Origin of the sequence: Anaerolinea thermophila UNI-1 (genome assembly GCF_000199675.1) — a bacterium.
GTDB classification, from domain to species: domain Bacteria; phylum Chloroflexota; class Anaerolineae; order Anaerolineales; family Anaerolineaceae; genus Anaerolinea; species Anaerolinea thermophila.
Map to the genome: position 1 here is coordinate 743,492 of NC_014960.1, position 15,444 is coordinate 758,935.

Annotated in this window: 14 protein-coding genes and 1 CRISPR repeat array (1 of these 15 running past the window's edge); of the genes, 9 read left to right on the forward strand and 5 right to left on the reverse strand. The window is 55.9% G+C overall.

From position 1 onward, the window contains the following. Positions 1-3 precede the first annotated feature (3 nt). Complete coding sequence (locus ANT_RS16030; protein ID WP_013559113.1) at positions 4-690, forward strand: DnaD domain-containing protein; 687 nt, start codon at positions 4-6, stop codon at positions 688-690. Further along, positions 611-2,032, forward strand: coding sequence for an ATP-binding protein (locus ANT_RS16035; RefSeq protein ID WP_013559114.1), 1,422 nt, complete (start codon positions 611-613; stop codon positions 2,030-2,032). Before ANT_RS16030 ends, ANT_RS16035 begins: the two co-directional genes overlap by 80 nt. On the opposite strand, the gene ANT_RS03425 is transcribed toward ANT_RS16035, so the two are convergent. Further along, positions 2,029-3,060, reverse strand: a complete 1,032-nt coding sequence (locus tag ANT_RS03425) for a D-2-hydroxyacid dehydrogenase (RefSeq protein ID WP_013559115.1) — start codon at positions 3,058-3,060, stop codon at positions 2,029-2,031. The genes ANT_RS16035 and ANT_RS03425 overlap by 4 nt on opposite strands. 127 nt (positions 3,061-3,187) lie before the next feature. On the opposite strand from ANT_RS03425, the gene ANT_RS03430 reads away from it, so the two are divergent. The 6 genes from ANT_RS03430 (at position 3,188) to ANT_RS03455 (ending at position 7,622) form a co-directional block, all read left to right on the forward strand. Then, positions 3,188-4,774 (forward strand): sensor histidine kinase, encoded by a 1,587-nt coding sequence (locus ANT_RS03430; protein ID WP_013559116.1) that lies wholly within the window; start codon positions 3,188-3,190, stop codon positions 4,772-4,774. Positions 4,775-4,842: 68 nt separating this feature from the next. After that, positions 4,843-5,358 carry a hypothetical protein gene (locus ANT_RS03435; protein WP_013559117.1) on the forward strand — a complete coding sequence of 172 codons (516 nt, stop codon included), beginning with the start codon at positions 4,843-4,845 and terminating at the stop codon, positions 5,356-5,358. Further along, positions 5,355-5,804 carry a DUF3592 domain-containing protein gene (locus tag ANT_RS03440; protein WP_013559118.1) on the forward strand — a complete coding sequence of 150 codons (450 nt, stop codon included), beginning with the start codon at positions 5,355-5,357 and terminating at the stop codon, positions 5,802-5,804. The genes ANT_RS03435 and ANT_RS03440 overlap by 4 nt, the downstream gene beginning before the upstream one ends. A gap of 1 nt (position 5,805) precedes the next feature. Beyond that, complete coding sequence (locus tag ANT_RS03445; protein ID WP_013559119.1) at positions 5,806-6,336, forward strand: hypothetical protein; 531 nt, start codon at positions 5,806-5,808, stop codon at positions 6,334-6,336. After that, positions 6,333-6,896 carry a dihydrofolate reductase family protein gene (locus ANT_RS03450; protein ID WP_013559120.1) on the forward strand — a complete coding sequence of 188 codons (564 nt, stop codon included), beginning with the start codon at positions 6,333-6,335 and terminating at the stop codon, positions 6,894-6,896. The genes ANT_RS03445 and ANT_RS03450 overlap by 4 nt, the downstream gene beginning before the upstream one ends. Positions 6,897-6,899: 3 nt before the next feature. Continuing rightward, a complete protein-coding gene (locus ANT_RS03455) occupies positions 6,900-7,622 on the forward strand; it encodes a carbon-nitrogen hydrolase family protein (protein WP_013559121.1) in 723 nt (240 codons plus the stop codon). Here the strand turns inward: ANT_RS03455 and ANT_RS03460 are convergent. The 4 genes from ANT_RS03460 to ANT_RS03475 form a co-directional block, all read right to left on the reverse strand. Then, positions 7,616-8,470 carry an ABC transporter permease gene (locus ANT_RS03460; RefSeq protein WP_049784811.1) on the reverse strand — a complete coding sequence of 285 codons (855 nt, stop codon included), beginning with the start codon at positions 8,468-8,470 and terminating at the stop codon, positions 7,616-7,618. The two genes, ANT_RS03455 and ANT_RS03460, sit on opposite strands and share 7 nt — an antisense overlap. A gap of 16 nt (positions 8,471-8,486) precedes the next feature. After that, positions 8,487-9,326, reverse strand: coding sequence for an ABC transporter permease (locus ANT_RS03465; RefSeq protein ID WP_013559123.1), 840 nt, complete (start codon positions 9,324-9,326; stop codon positions 8,487-8,489). Then, positions 9,310-10,332: an ABC transporter ATP-binding protein gene (locus ANT_RS03470; RefSeq protein ID WP_013559124.1), complete on the reverse strand. Its 1,023-nt coding sequence runs from the start codon at positions 10,330-10,332 to the stop codon at positions 9,310-9,312. The genes ANT_RS03465 and ANT_RS03470 overlap by 17 nt, the downstream gene beginning before the upstream one ends. Before the next feature lie 162 nt (positions 10,333-10,494). Beyond that, on the reverse strand, positions 10,495-12,210 hold the full coding sequence (locus ANT_RS03475; protein ID WP_013559125.1) for a hypothetical protein: 1,716 nt from the start codon (positions 12,208-12,210) through the stop codon (positions 10,495-10,497). Between the two features lie 131 nt (positions 12,211-12,341). On the opposite strand from ANT_RS03475, the gene ANT_RS03480 reads away from it, so the two are divergent. Further along, positions 12,342-13,382 (forward strand): Gfo/Idh/MocA family protein, encoded by a 1,041-nt coding sequence (locus tag ANT_RS03480; protein WP_013559126.1) that lies wholly within the window; start codon positions 12,342-12,344, stop codon positions 13,380-13,382. Between the two features lie 214 nt (positions 13,383-13,596). Then, a CRISPR array of direct repeats spans positions 13,597-15,444; the repeat unit is 37 nt; unit sequence GTTTCAGTATCCACTAACGGATCGAGGGGGATGCAAC; it runs 3,085 nt beyond the window's last position.

Sequence of the window (15,444 nt, forward strand, 5' to 3'; positions counted from 1 at the left end):
ACCGTGGCGTTTCAAGGCTTTCCTGCTGGCAAAGTGCGCATGGTGCCTATCCCGGAGCCGTTTTTCACCGAACTGCTCCCGCAGGTGGACCATCTGGGCGAGTTGCAGGTGATTCTCTATGCCTTGTGGTACGTTTCCCGCATGGAAGCCCCCATTCGTTTTTTAGCATATCAGGATTTTGCTCGTGATGAGATGCTCATGCGGACCCTGGGCGGTCCCCATCAATTGGAGGATGCCCTGGAACGCGCTGTGCAGCGTGGGGTGTTCCTGCGGGTTTTGCCCGAGGGAAAAAGCCTGAAGGAAGCCCTGTATTTCCTTAACACTCCGCGCGGACGTGCCGCCATTGAAGCCATTCAGCGCGGCGAGTGGCACCCTGAATCTGAACCGCATCCGACAGTCACGCTGGTGGTAGAGCGTCCGAATATTTACCGCCTGTACGAGGATAATATCGGCCCGCTCACCCCGTTGATTGCCGATTTGCTGGAAGAAGCCGAAAAAACGTACCCGCAAACATGGATAGAAGAAGCCTTTCAAATTGCGGTGGAGCGCAATGTACGCAACTGGAAGTATATCCAGGCAATTCTGAAATCTTGGCAGGAGGAAGGTCGGGATGGAGAAAATAGACGGTCCTCTGAAGAGAATCGCCGACGCTATGTCGAAGGCAAATACGCCGACTTCATCGAACACTGAGTCCCAATCCTCTGCCACTTTCCGTGGTGATCCCAACTGCCCCATTTGTGGTGGGATTGGTTTTGTGCGCCGTGACCTGCCCATCGACCATCCTGACTTTGGGAAGGTGGAAATTTGTTCCTGCCGTTCTGCTGAGGTGATGCGGGCAACCTTTCAACGCGCTTACCGTGCCAGCAATTTGCAGGCGCTGGAAAAGATGACTTTTGCCACCTTCAATCCCCGAGGACGCCATGGGCAGGGTGAGGCGATGGTGCGTTCGCTGGAAAATGCTTTCGAGCAGGCGCAGAAGTATGCCCATTCGCTCAACGGCTGGCTTCTGCTGATTGGCGGTTATGGGGTGGGCAAGACTCACCTGGCGGCTGCCATTGCACACGAAGCCGTCTCGCTGGGTGTGCCTACGCTCTTCCTCACCGTTCCCGACCTGCTGGACTGGCTGCGTTATGCTTACGATGCCCCCGATGACACTTTTGAAGCCCGCTTTGAGGAAATCCGCAACATCCGCCTGCTGGTGCTGGACGACTTGGGTACGCAAAACGCCACTGCCTGGGCGCAGGAAAAACTCTATCAGATTTTTAATCACCGCTACATTCACCGCCTGTCCACGGTGATTACCACCAATCAGGCGCTGGAAGAAATTGAGGGGCGTATCCAGTCCCGCCTGCGCGATATAGAACTGGTTAATACCGTGCGCATTGAAGCCCAGGACTATCGCCAACCGCTGGAAGATACCACCAAACCACGCCTTTCTGCTCTGCCGTTGTACAGTCGCATGACCTTTGGCACGTTTCATTTCCGTGAGAAGGAAAAGAACATCACCTCTGAAGAGCGCGCCAACTTGCGCAGAGCCTTTGAGATTGCCTATGAGTTTGCTGAGAACCCCCGCGGTTGGCTGGTGCTTTCGGGCGATTATGGCTGTGGCAAGACTCATTTAGCCGCCGCAATTGGCAACTATCAAGCCAGTTTGGGCAACCCGCCTTTGTTTGTAGTAGTCCCCGACTTGCTCGACCACCTGCGCTCAACCTTCAGCCCGACTTCTAACGTCTCTTATGATGAGGTATTTGAGGAAGTGCGTTCGGCAAAACTGCTCATCCTGGATGATTTGGGGACGCAGAGCGCTACCCCGTGGGCGCGTGAAAAACTTTATCAGATTATCAACCACCGCTACATCGCCGAGTTGCCCACGGTAATTACAACATCCAGTAAGCCCGAAGAAATTGACCCGCGCATTCGCAGCCGCATGCTGGATCGCCGTTTGTGCACCTGGTTTGCCATTCAAGCCCCTACTTACCTGCCCACAGAGGAGCGCCGTACAACGCGAGGGCGCAAGCCTTCTCTGGGCTAGTACCCGCGTTCGGGTTCGTATAGATTATATAATCTTTCCCCCTGAATGTAACGCCGCAGGTTGGTGGCGAATAATGCCATGGCGCGCTCATCATAATGCACGCTCAATCCTGCAATGTGCGGACTGATAATGAGGTTAGGCGCTTTCCACAGCGGGCTGGTAGGCGCCAGCGGTTCTTCAGCAAAGACATCCAGTGCCACCCCGCCCAACCTTTTTTCCTGCAGGGCTTCCAGCAGGGCAGTTTCATCCACCACGCCGCCGCGCCCGACGACCACCAGAAAAGCCCCTGGTTTGAGCGCCGCCAATTCATCCGCACCAATCATCCCCCGCGTTTGCGGGGTAAGCGGCACAGTGACCACGGCAAAGTCGCACTCGCGGAACATGGTGCGCAGGGCCTGGTAGGGATAGAGGCGGGTGAAATAAATTCCCTGGGGGTCGCCCATGCCTTCAGGGATGTATTCCTCATCCTGGGGATGGCGCACATCGCGCTTGCATGCCAGCACCTTCACGCCCAGCGGTTGGAGCAGGCGCGCCAGTTCCCGCCCAATGGAGCCATACCCCACAATGCCTACCGTGCTGAAGCGCAGTTCAACAGGACGAAAGCGTTCCCAACGGTCGTGCGCCCATTCTGCGCGGCTCTGGGCTTGCATGAGAGCGGGCAGGCGGTGCGCCAGCGCCAGCATCATGGTGAGGGCAAATTCGGCGGTTTGCGCGGCAGCAGCTCCGCTGAGGTTGGTCACTTTCAAGTCCTCTTTCTGCAAAAGGGGCGAATCCACGGCAAAGTCAATGCCGGCAAAATGGAATTGCAGCCAGCGCAGGGCGGGCACCTGTTCGGGGGCGGGCAGGACGCGGTCGGTGTAGAGCACCTCGGTTTTTGCCCACACTTCGGCGGGGATGTCTTCCGGGCGGCGGGCGGGGATGACCGTCAGGTTGATGTGTGGACTGAGATCCCGAACGGGTTGAAGCACTTCTTCCTTCAAAGGCAGGGTGATCAATACTTCGACGGGGGCGCGCAGGTTAATCTCCATGCTTTGATTATACAATTGGATTTTTTCCGTGAAGGAGTGTGCGGGCTTGAGCCTTTCATCAATCTCTTCGCGTGGTTTGGCTTTTGCAAATTATGCTATACTCTCAAAAAGGGGTTTCTCAATCGTTATGGATGAAACTTCACGAACCACGCTGGAACTGCTGTACAACATCAGCCGGGAACTGACCTCGGATCTGGATTTGCGCACCGTGCTTTCGCGGGTGCTGATGCTTTCCAGCCGCCACGTGGGTGCAGAGCGTGCCAGCATCATTGTGCTGGATGGCAATCAAGCCGTAGAAGGCGCTCTGATCGTCAACGATTTGCTCCTGGAGCGCAGTGTAGAACACTGGAATAATGTATTGCAAGACGGACTGGCGGGGTGGGTTTTCCGCAATCGTCAGGCGGTCATGCTCAGCGATACCAGTCAGGATGAACGCTGGGCGCAGCGCCCTGATGATGCCGTAAGCCGCACAGGAGCAAAATCTGCCATTTGTGTGCCGGTAATGGCGCGCGAGCAGGTGGTGGGTATTCTCACCATCGTTCACCCCAGACCGCACTTTTTCAATCAGGAACATCTGGCACTGGTGCAGTCCATAGCCGATCAGGCAGGCATTGCCATTTATAATGCCCGCCTCTATGACTCATTGCAGGCGGTGACCCGCCGCTACCGCGAATTGTTCGATGACAGCATTGATCCCATTTGCATTACCGGGTTGAACGGGCAGATTCTGGAATCTAACCGTCAGGCAATTGCGCTGACGGGGTATCCCGCCGAAGTGCTGGTGGGGAAAACCATGCAGGAGTTGCTCAAACTCCCTGCGGAATGGCTGAAAGACCATGTAGAAACGCTGGGGGCAGGGCAGACCCTGCATCAGGAAGCCCTCTTGTGGACGGCGAGTTTGTCCACTGTGCCGGTCGAAGTGCATGTCCGCAAGGTGGCTTTTCCCAATGGGGACGTACTGCAGTGGATTTTACAGGATATTACCGAGCGCAAGCAGTTGGATGCTCTGCGCGATGACCTGATGGCAATGGTCTATCACGATTTACGCTCGCCGCTCTCCAATATCATTTCCAGCCTTGAGATGCTCAACATGCTTCTTCCGGTGAGCGATGATGAAAACCTGCGGGCGTTGCTCAGCATTGCCATTCGCTCTACCGGACGCATGCAGAGGCTGATTAACACCCTGCTGGATATCTACCGCCTGGAAGCCGGTCAGCCCATCACCAGCCGTGCGATGACGGAGATTGCCCCACTGGTGTATGAAGCCGTGGATACCATCCTGCCGGTGGCGGAGAATAAGGGGCAACAGGTGGATGTGCAAATCGAGCCGAACCTGCCGCCGTTGAACATTGACGCCGATATGATTCGGCGGGTACTGATCAATCTGCTGGACAACGCTACCAAGTACACCCTGTTCAAAGGGAAAATCACCCTCTCGGTGTACCGCAAGGGCGAGCGGGTGGAGTTTGCTGTGCGCGATAACGGTCCCGGCATTCCCCCGGATGCGCTGGAAGTTATCTTCGATAAATTTGCCCGCTTGCAATCCGAACGCTTCCCCAAAGGCATTGGGCTGGGGCTGGCGTTTTGCCGCCTGGCAGTGCGTTCGCATGGGGGAGAAATCTGGGTGGAAAGTAAACTCAACGAGGGGAGTTGCTTTACGTTTGCTCTGCCCATCCCGCAAACCGAGGATGGTCTCTCCATGAAGAACAACTGATTTGTTTGTGTAACCCTCTCCGGCTGACCCTGTCAGACCGATATTTTTTCAGGAAAGGATTTTCTCCCATGGAACCCACTTCTCTTCCCGATGCGCAAGCCCTGGCGGCGTTGCAAAAGCGCCTCAATCTCGAGAGGCGTTTCCGCAGTGGCGTGGACTGGTTTTTCTGGATTGCCGGGCTTTCTCTGATCAACACCATCGTGTTCGTTCTGGGCGGTTCGATGACTTTTGTGGTTGGGCTGGGATTGACCCAGGTGGTGGATGCGATTGGATATGTGATTGCTCAGGAAACCAGCGGCACAACCACCACCATCATCCGCGCGGTTGCCTTTGTGATCAGTTTGTGCATCTCCGGGATCTTTGTGCTGTTCGGTGTGCTGGGGCGCAAGCGTCAACGTTGGGCAATCATCACTGGCATGGTACTGTATTTGCTGGATGGGCTCATTTTCTTGGCATTTGCCGATTTTCTCCCAGCGCTCTTCCATGCCATTGCCCTGTTTGGTTTGTGGGGCGGTTTTTCCGCTCTGCGTGAACTCATCAAACTGGATCAACCTTTGACCCCTCCCACAATTGAACCTGTATGAATCCGCAAGCCTCTCTTAAGAAGATTTTGCTCACCGATTACGGAGCTTTTTTGGGGTGGATGATCCCCATGGCTTACCTTGGGGTCATCCTTTTGCAGTTCTTTCTGGGTGAAACGCTTGAAGTCATTCTGCGGTTAGCGCTGGTGCTGTTGCCGTTGAGTCTGGCAGGGCTGGCATTGGCTTTCTGGCGCGTGCGGTTGATTCGCCGGGTGATTGAGGAAGGGGTGCAAATGCCTGCAACGATTGTGCGGGCATCCTTCTTCCGCGGGCGCGGCAGGGTAGAGGTGGTGTACACCTATCAGGGGGAGCGCGTTGTCAGCGGGAATGTGGTCATGAAGAACAAACTCACCAGTGCTTTCCAACTTGGCACGCCTGTCACTGTCATGGTCGATCGAGAAAAACCGCGGCGGGCATTTATCCTCGAACTTTACGCTGAGGATGATTGATATGGATGTTGTCTTTCAGGGACAGTACACCTCTGCGGATGTTGTTCGCGCTGTACTGGCACTTCATCAATCTGCCGGAATCTGGCGTTTTCTCCGCCCTCTGATTCTGGCAGTTGCGGTGATCCTCTACGCTTCTCTGGTATTTTCGGCGGCGACTTCCAGCGCCAACAGTGAGTATTCCTGGGCAAGGGTGGCGCGCCATTCGATTACCTTGTTACTGATTGTTTACTGGTTTGTCTCCCCTTACGTGAAGGCTTATGGGCTTGCCCGGAAAGTCAAACAGAATTACCAGGGAGTGCGGGTACGGGGCATCCTTTCGGCACGGGGTGTGGAATTGCTTTTTTCTTCTCATCAGGTAGAGGATGTGATTCCCTGGCAGAAGTTTTACCGCAAACGCATAACTGCGGACATCATCTCCCTGCTGACGTTAGAAGGCGCGCTCTGGATTTTCCCGCGCTCATTCTTTAAGACCGATGAAGACTGGAAACGCGCGCAGGAACTTGTGCGCGCCCGGGTTGCAGAAGCCAGATGAGCCTTGAAACAACCTCCCTTGTGCCGATACGCTGTTCCGTCTTCATGGCTCTATCGCTGGATGGCTTCATTGCCCGCCCTGACGGCGGGCTGGACTGGCTTCCTCAGCCTGAGCCGGGCGAAGATTACGGCTATACCCGTTTTATTGAAACGGTGGATACCGTCTTGATGGGTCGAAACACCTTTGACCAGGTGTTGACCTTTCCCGAATACCCGTATGCCGACCAGAGCGTGGTGGTGCTGACCACCCGTCCACTGGCGTTACCCGCGCATCTCGCCGGTAAAGTCCAATGGATGCAGGGCGAGCCAGCGCAAATCCTTGCCAGGCTGGCAGAGCAGGGGGCGCGCCATGTGTATGTGGATGGCGGTGAGACCATCCGCCGCTTTTTGCGCGCCGGCTTGATTCAGGACATAATTCTGACCCACGTGCCGGTTTTGCTGGGGCGGGGTATCCCGTTGTTTGGAGACCTGGACGGTGAGATTCCACTGGAGCATGTCGAGACGGTAGTTTATACTCGCGGGCTGGTGCAGAGCCGTTACCGCGTTTTATTGAAAGGATAGTGGATGATGCGTCTGGCTTTAATTCCTCTTGCCATTGTTCCAAGAGAGAAAGAGCAGAATATCTACAAATTTGAATGCCTGCTGGAGTATCTTCTTCCCAAACGCCCTGATTTGATGCTTTTGCCCGAATGTGCTTTCACCGGTTACCTGTACGAAGAATCTGACCTGCACGAGTTTGCCGAACCGCTGGATGGCTTTACCATCACCCGAATGGCACATCTTGCCCGTCGGCATGGGGTAGCGCTTGCTTTTGGTTTTCTGGAACGCGCTTCTGAAGGGGTGTACGACTCGGCGGTGTTGCTGGATCGTCAGGGCAACCTTTCCATGCTTTACCGCAAAATTTCTGAGCAGGCGCCTTTCCTGTGCGGGACACATGCCGGTATTATTGAGACCGAATGGGGCAAATTGGGGATGTTGATGTGCGGGGATCTCTTTCATGAAGAAGCGCTGGCAACATTATCCCGTGATATGCGTCTGTTGCTGGTGCCGATGTCCAGAGGATTCGATGGGCGCTCTCCCGATGCAGAACGCTGGGAGCGCGAAGAGCGCTCCGCCTATGTCGAAGCTGTGCGCCAGGCAGGGGTGCCGGCAGCGCTGGTCAACAGTTTGGAGCAGGATACCCCCGAAGGGGCATTCGGTGGTGCCATGCTGGTGGATGCAGAAGGCAAGGTTCTGGCAGAATCGCCACATGGTAGCGATATGCCCCTGTTTGTGGAATTTCAGTAATTCGTGGTGATGTCCAGATTGCCGCGCTCGCGGGCGAGGAAATCACAGCGGCGGAAGATGAACAGCGACGCCGCCCCAAACACCAGCGACGAGCCCACCAGCACCAGCAGAAGGGTTTCATTGGAAAGAGTGGCAAAGGTCGGGAAGGCTTGGGCAACCTCTCCCACCAGCGCACGCCTCAGCAGTTCCAGCCAGTAAGTGATGGGCAGGGCGTAGCCCACCGGTCGGAGCCACACCGGCAGAACTTCCAGCGGGAAAATCGCGCCGGTGAAGAGGAACAGCCCGCCTGCCACCACATCGCCGATGAAGTAGGAATGGCGCGCGCTCAACAGCGTCACTCCGGCGAGAATCAGCCCCAGCAGTGCCATCATGATAATGCCCAGCACCAGTGAGAGGAAGAACAGTCCCCAGTTCACCTGGGCCCAGTCGATGCGCACGTGCAGGAAAAGCACCCCCGCGGCAATGGTGATGACCACCCCAATCGTGCCGATGATAAACTTTGCCACCGCCCGCCCGAACAGGTAGAACGGGATGTTCACCGGCGCTACATAGATATACTTGAGCGTGCGGTAATGCTCGCGGTCGTCAATGATCGTCCACGAAACCCCGCTCAATACCGCCGGGACGTACTGATACAGGGCATTGCCCAGAAAGAGGTAAGCAAAGACCGGCGAGTCGAACTGCGCCTGGGTGACAATGGCGTACATGATGACCAGAATTGCCGCCCCTGCTACCGGTTTGACGATGGAGTAGGTGGCGAACAGGAAGGGATCTGTCCAGTTGGACTCGATTTGCCAGCCCAGCCATGCCGCGGTGAGGAAAGAACGCAGAGGAATCGAACGCTTCATGAGAGGCATCATCCTTTCACCGGCGGTTTTCGGTCAACCGCCCTTCTTGAATAGCCAGTTTCTCGATGACCACCAGCAGGTAGCGCGCCCCGATGAGAAACACGACGCTGAGAATCACCAGCCCGAGGATTTCTACCTCGACGCTTAAGAAGCCCAGCGCCGCCCCGTTGGCAAAAATTAACTGGCGCATGGCGTCCAGTCCCAGGGTCAGCGGGATGAGCGAAGCCCCTGCCGCCGCCCAGAAACCCAGATTTTTCACCGGGAAGTACATGCCGGTGACCAGATAAATCGGCTCCATGGCTAAATTTGCCAGATGCCAGGCTTCGCGGCTGAGCAGAAGGAACATTGAAGCGCTCATCATGCCCAGCCCATACAGGGCGACCATACTCAACGCAAAGACGGCAAACAGTTTCCAGAAGGACACGATGGTGTACTGCACCTGAAAGAGCCATGAGCCGATGAGCAGGATGGCGGTCGCGCGCAGAAGGGTGGCAAACAGCCCGCCGATTGCCATGCCCAGCAGGATTGCCATCATGCTGGTGGGCGAGATGATGTACAGCGCCAGGTTGCCCTGTTCTTTCTCCCAGTACAACTGACTGGACATGCTCCACAGGATGTTCATCCAGAAGGCGGTCATGGCGCCGCCCAGTACCACAAAACCCACATATTCTTCAGGCGCGCGGATGGCGCGATAGACGAAGACATACGCCGCCACGCTCAGCAGGGGCAGGAAGACATCGAAGAACACCCACGAGCGTTCTCTCTGCATGCCTACCACGCGCGGGTAGGCTCTGCCCCACACGGTCATCCAGAACAGGCGCGCACCGCTGGCGCGCCGCTCAATCGGCGGAAGCATCGGGTTCACCTTCCACCTCCTCCAGCCGTTGACCAACCAACTGCACGAAGACATCTTCCAGCGTGGGCTGGCGCTTCTCCAGCCGCAAGATGCGGGCTTGCGACTCGACCAGCCGGTTCAACACCGAGGTTAACACGCTCTCTTCGTCTAAAATCAATTCCAGACGCAGGGAGCCGTTCTCAAAGGTCTGGTGAAAATGGCGCAGACCGGCGAGGGCAGTAAAGGCTTGCTCGTCGAGAAGATGTTCGCATTTGACCCACACCTGAAAGATGGCTTCTTTCTGCAGTTGCCGCTTGAGATTGTCCGGCGTATCGCACGCCAGTACCCGCCCCTGGTTGATGATGGCAACCCGGTCGCACAGTTCTTCGGCTTCCACCATGTAGTGGGTGGTGAGCAGAAGGGTGCGCTGGGGGTTCTCGTCCATCCAGCGGCGGATGAAAGCGCGCACATCCCGTGAGGCGCCCACGTCCAGTCCGAGGGTAGGTTCATCCAGAAAGAGCACTTCCGGATCGGTAAGGAAACCGCGCACGATGTTCATCTTCTGTCTCAGTCCGGTGGAGAGGTCAGACGATTTGGTGTTCAGGCGGTCTTTCATGCCCACAATTTCCATCAGCGTGTCGATGCGCCGGTGGGCTTCTTTGCTTTCGATGCCGTAAAACTGCGCAAACATCCACAGGTTTTCGCGCACGGTGAGCAAGCCGTAGCCCGAAGTTTCTCCGCCGGAGACCATATTGATGCGCTTGCGTACCTCTTCAGCCTGGGTCAGCACGTCAAACCCTGCCACACTGGCTTTACCGCTGGTGGGCGCCAGCAGGGTGGTGAGGATTTTAATCAGTGTGGTTTTGCCCGCGCCGTTAGGACCCAGTAAGCCAAACAGTTCTCCCCGCCGCACTTCCAGGTTGACGTCCTGCAGGGCAGTGAGTTCGCGAAAGGCTTCTTTGCGGTTATTGCGGATTTTATATACCCGCCCGAGATGCTCGGTTCGAATAGCCAGAGGTTGTTCCATAGGAGTCTCAATGATTTCAGATGGATAGACCAGAAACACATACCGGGCGCACCAAAGCGCCTGTAAAACGCCGCAAAGGTTTATCTTACCACAAAGCGGGAGCAAAAACAGAACGGATTGTAGAATTTTTGTTCTGGATTGTCAAGGATGATACCTGCCCGTTCAGGGAGCGATGCGTTCCAGTACAATCCCTTCGGGATCGCGGTAGATGATTTTCCACTTTTTCATGAAGTCCGCGCTGGGTTCGAAGGGATCGCCGTGGGGAATCACCACCAGGTATTGCGGATCAAGTTGCGGTACCATGTGTTCGCGCCCCAGCGGGTAGTGCAGTTTGGTGGGCGAATTGGTATACCCCGGTCCGTACATGTAGTAAAACACCCCGCCCTCGATTTGAATCACTGCATTGCGCAGATTTTTCTGGACGAAATCATAGGCGCTGTGGTAGCCATCTACGCCCACCGGTTCGCGGAATTCATCCCGAAGGACAATGGCGTTTTGCGGATTCAGGCGGTAAAGGTCGCGGGTATAGATCATCAGTCCCAGGGCAATCAGCACTGCCGGAGCGGCAATGATCCATGCCGGCAGGCGCTTGAGGACCGCGTTGATCAGTGGCTCGAACAACGCCAGCAGGACCACCACCTCGTACGCTACCAGGGCAATCCCCAGACGCCAGGCGGTTTGGGTGGGCACCTGGGTGGTCTTCATAAAGCCCGATTCGGGGGTAAAGATGAAGCCCACGAACAGAATCAGAAAAGCCACCGAAATGCGCCAGTAGGGCTTTCGGCGGAGCAGGGTCAACAGCAGGCTGATGCCGAGCACCAGCAAGAGGAAAACGAAATTGCGCGGCAGGTAGTTGTAAAAATAGGGGTTGGTCAGGTTGTTGGCAATGCTCCATTCGTTCATCTCCCAGACCCCCTCGGGGAAGATGGTGTGAATGATGAACAAGTTGCGCACTGCCCACAACCCGCCGGGGACGATGAAGAACGTCGCAAAGCCCAATTCGCGCCAGCGCGGTGTGTTTTTCCAGCCCTTGAACCAGTCCCACAACACCGGCAGCCACAACGGCGTCACCGCAAACATGCCGGCGGGTTTGGTCGCCAGCACCAGCAGGGTGGCATAGACCAGCCCGGGCAGGTGAACACGGCTGTTCTGCGGAGCGCGTCCCAGCGGCGCATGCGCAAAAGCGGCAATCACCCCCATCGCCAGGAAGAGGTCGTTTTTCCCAATCATGTGAGACTGATCCAGGAAGATATAGAAGGGATTGGCTTTGACGGTGACGGCTTCGCTGACGAAAATCAGTCCCAGCAAGAACATCAATACGCCGTCGGGCAGGGTGGTTGCCCGCCGCGCCATCAGCCACAGTCCCAGAAATACCGTCAGCGCGGTGAGGGCATGCACCAGTCCGAAGAAAGTCTCTTTGCCTGCCACCAGCAGGGCAAACGAGAGCATGGACTCATACCCGAAGGGAAACTCCCCGTAGGGGATGGAGAGATCCCAAACGTTGCCGCTTTTGTACAATTCCACCGCTTTGGGGAAATGATACGCTCCGGCATCCCAGTGCAGGGTCTCGCTGACCGGCGAGAGAGGCCAGAGGGCGGTGGGGAGGACGGCAATTGCCAGCACCAGAAGCATCCCGACAATTGCCAGCGTCCGGTTTGCCCAAGCGGGAAAGGCGATTTCTTCCGGCAGTTGCGCCAGAAAGGCATTCCCGCTCCAGCGCCAGTAAACCAGGATTGCCAGAATGGTGAGCAACAGGGTCAGGGGGATGGCGGTGATTGCCCGGTAGATGCCGGTCAATCCAAGTACTTGCGCGCTGAATACCTGAGCGAAGAAGAAAGCCAGCAGTGCGGCGTAAAGACTGAGGAAAAAGCGTCTCACAGCGGTTCTCCCGTTGTTTTGTACCGGTTGTTGTGCTTTTCCCGCATGATACCATGAAATGGCTCCACTTCCTGAGAAACCAGGCGTAAAATGATGTTGTTTGTACGATAACCATCATCATGGAGGATCACATGGATGAAATACGGCTGGGTGTGATTGGCTTGGGAATGGGACGCAATCACGTGGCTGGATTCCAGAGCCACCCCAAGGCGCGGGTGGTGGCGGTGGCGGATATGAACGAGCGTTTGCTCAACGAAATTGCCGAACGCTACGGCGTGGAAAAGCGCTACACCAGCGCCGAGGACATGCTGGCAAAAGAACATCTGGACGCGGTGAGCATTGCCACGCCCAACAAGTTCCATGCGCCGCTCACGCTGGCGGCAATTGCGGCGGGCTGTCATGTGTTGTGCGAAAAGCCCATGGCGATGAATGCCATTGAAGCCCGCGAGATGCTGGATGCGGCGCAAAAAGCCGGCAGGCGCCTGATGATTAATTTCTCTTACCGCTTTAACGAGATGAGCATGGCGCTTAAACAGCAGGTGGATGCCGGTTTGCTGGGCGAGATTTACTTCGGGCGCACCGTCTGGCACCGCCGCCGCGGTCTGCCCGGCTTTGGCGGCTGGTTTGGGCAGAAAGCCCTTTCGGGCGGCGGTCCGCTGATTGACCTGGGAGTACACCGTCTGGATTTAGCCTTGTGGCTGATGGGGTATCCCAAACCGGTATGGGTGATGGGCAGTACCTATCAGCACCTTAGCTTGGCGCTGGCGCAGAAGCAGGGCAAGACTTTTGATGTGGAAGACCTTGCCGCGGGGATGATTCGCTTTGAAAATGGCGCCACGCTGATGGTGGAAGCCTCGTGGGCGGCAAACATCAAAGAGAGCGAGTTCATGGAGACGCGCCTGTATGGCACCCGCGCCGGTCTGGTTCAGCGCAACCTGGATGAGGGCTACCGCTTCGAGGCGGAGATTTTCCTCGAAAAGGACGGCGCGCACTTCGACATGAAACTGCACCCGCCTTATCCGCCGGTGACCTCGTCCTACTACCATTTTGTGGACTGTCTGGTGACGGGCAAACCGCATCTGGCAACCGGCGAGGAAGGTCTGCGGGTGATGCAAATCCTCGATGCGCTCTATCAGAGCGCTGCCGAGGGCGGACCGGTGAAGATTGAATAGAATCCCGAGAGGAAAACGGCCCAACAGCCCGGACGCGCTCCGGGTTGTTGGTTTTTAAGGGGGGGCAGATTTTCCGGCGGGACGGATGGGGATGCAGGCTCGCCCACCGCGGTTGTGGGGAGTTTCAGTCGCAGCCCCCCGAATGGGGGCTCCACGAACGGCTTGAGGGGGGTGCAACGGGATGGGTGCGCTGGTGCGCCAACACGGATGGCAAGTTTCAGTATCCACGAACGGATCGAGGGGGATGCAACTCGAAGAACCGTCATTTATTCTTGAAATTGCGTTTTGGTTTCAGTATCCACTAACGGATCGAGGGGGATGCAACATCCTGGTAACTTTCCACGAAGAGATTAACCGCGAAGTTTCAGTATCCACTAACGGATCGAGGGGGATGCAACGACGAACAGCATCCTATCCTGCAGTACATGATAAATGTTTCAGTATCCACTAACGGATCGAGGGGGATGCAACCCGGTGATGACCAGCATAAAAAACAGCGCGCCAGCGATGTTTCAGTATCCACTAACGGATCGAGGGGGATGCAACACCGCAGCCGCATCCCCCCGATTCGTTACCGGATAGGTTTCAGTATCCACTAACGGATCGAGGGGGATGCAACAGAATGTATTCAATCGTGAACGAATTGTTTTCTTCTGTTTCAGTATCCACTAACGGATCGAGGGGGATGCAACCCTATTAGGGAGGCAGCGGGTGGCCTGCCCCGAAAGGTTTCAGTATCCACTAACGGATCGAGGGGGATGCAACTTTGAAGTACCCATTTTCGGGCGCGTGAATCTTTACAGTTTCAGTATCCACTAACGGATCGAGGGGGATGCAACTTTGAAGTACCCATTTTCGGGCGCGTGAATCTTTACAGTTTCAGTATCCACTAACGGATCGAGGGGGATGCAACCATCCACTCGCCCACAGGTGCTTCTCAGAGCACCTGGTTTCAGTATCCACTAACGGATCGAGGGGGATGCAACGCACCTGTCCTTATTTTAGCCGGTTTTCAGCCATTCTTGTTTCAGTATCCACTAACGGATCGAGGGGGATGCAACAAAATACGGGCGCAGGACTTCTTCAACGCGCCACACGTTTCAGTATCCACTAACGGATCGAGGGGGATGCAACAAATACAGGCGCAGGACTTCTTCAACGCGCCACACGTTTCAGTATCCACTAACGGATCGAGGGGGATGCAACGAATGGCGAGAGTCTATGATAGTCACGGGTTTACTAGTTTCAGTATCCACTAACGGATCGAGGGGGATGCAACGGAGTAATTTCAAACCCCTTGATTGTCCAGTATGAGTTTCAGTATCCACTAACGGATCGAGGGGGATGCAACCCACAAGTGCTTAAGTACCTTGTTGCCGAGGGCGAAGTTTCAGTATCCACTAACGGATCGAGGGGGATGCAACTGGGGGTTTGGTGCCGCATGCCCGTTTGAGTGGCCGTAGTTTCAGTATCCACTAACGGATCGAGGGGGATGCAACATCAGCAGAAACGAAATAGAAGATTTGTTCAAGTCGTGTTTCAGTATCCACTAACGGATCGAGGGGGATGCAACTAAACCAGGCATGCCAAAGTGTAAATGATAATGGTTGTTTCAGTATCCACTAACGGATCGAGGGGGATGCAACAAAGTTGACCAGTGCAAAGGTGAGAACCAGCACGACGTTTCAGTATCCACTAACGGATCGAGGGGGATGCAACCGTTGAGCCGCCGTCCAGCGAGAGTTGCGCTTCGGTGTTTCAGTATCCACTAACGGATCGAGGGGGATGCAACAAATTCTTGCTGGAAGTACTTATGCTTTTGCGGCTGAAGTTTCAGTATCCACTAACGGATCGAGGGGGATGCAACTGCGTCTGGCGGCGATCCGCTCTCTCTTGCGCCACCTGTTTCAGTATCCACTAACGGATCGAGGGGGATGCAACTCATCGGCGGGTGACTTCATCAAGGCGTTTGTCGAGGTTTCAGTATCCACTAACGGATCGAGGGGGATGCAACTGAAACGCGCTTCCGAACGCCAGAGCGCTGGTTGTGGTTTCAGTATCC

What these genes read in the sequence shown, in the direction of transcription:
- ANT_RS16035 (WP_013559114.1), top strand. Translation starts at nt 611, where the DNA reads ATGGAGAAAATAGACGGTCCTCTGAAGAGAATCGCCGACGCTATGTCG.
- ANT_RS03425 (WP_013559115.1), bottom strand. Translation starts at nt 3,060, where the DNA reads ATGGAGATTAACCTGCGCGCCCCCGTCGAAGTATTGATCACCCTGCCT.
- ANT_RS03430 (WP_013559116.1), top strand. Translation starts at nt 3,188, where the DNA reads ATGGATGAAACTTCACGAACCACGCTGGAACTGCTGTACAACATCAGC.
- ANT_RS03435 (WP_013559117.1), top strand. Translation starts at nt 4,843, where the DNA reads ATGGAACCCACTTCTCTTCCCGATGCGCAAGCCCTGGCGGCGTTGCAA.
- ANT_RS03440 (WP_013559118.1), top strand. Translation starts at nt 5,355, where the DNA reads ATGAATCCGCAAGCCTCTCTTAAGAAGATTTTGCTCACCGATTACGGA.
- ANT_RS03445 (WP_013559119.1), top strand. Translation starts at nt 5,806, where the DNA reads ATGGATGTTGTCTTTCAGGGACAGTACACCTCTGCGGATGTTGTTCGC.
- ANT_RS03450 (WP_013559120.1), top strand. Translation starts at nt 6,333, where the DNA reads ATGAGCCTTGAAACAACCTCCCTTGTGCCGATACGCTGTTCCGTCTTC.
- ANT_RS03455 (WP_013559121.1), top strand. Translation starts at nt 6,900, where the DNA reads ATGATGCGTCTGGCTTTAATTCCTCTTGCCATTGTTCCAAGAGAGAAA.
- ANT_RS03460 (WP_049784811.1), bottom strand. Translation starts at nt 8,470, where the DNA reads ATGAAGCGTTCGATTCCTCTGCGTTCTTTCCTCACCGCGGCATGGCTG.
- ANT_RS03465 (WP_013559123.1), bottom strand. Translation starts at nt 9,326, where the DNA reads ATGCTTCCGCCGATTGAGCGGCGCGCCAGCGGTGCGCGCCTGTTCTGG.
- ANT_RS03470 (WP_013559124.1), bottom strand. Translation starts at nt 10,332, where the DNA reads ATGGAACAACCTCTGGCTATTCGAACCGAGCATCTCGGGCGGGTATAT.
- ANT_RS03480 (WP_013559126.1), top strand. Translation starts at nt 12,342, where the DNA reads ATGGATGAAATACGGCTGGGTGTGATTGGCTTGGGAATGGGACGCAAT.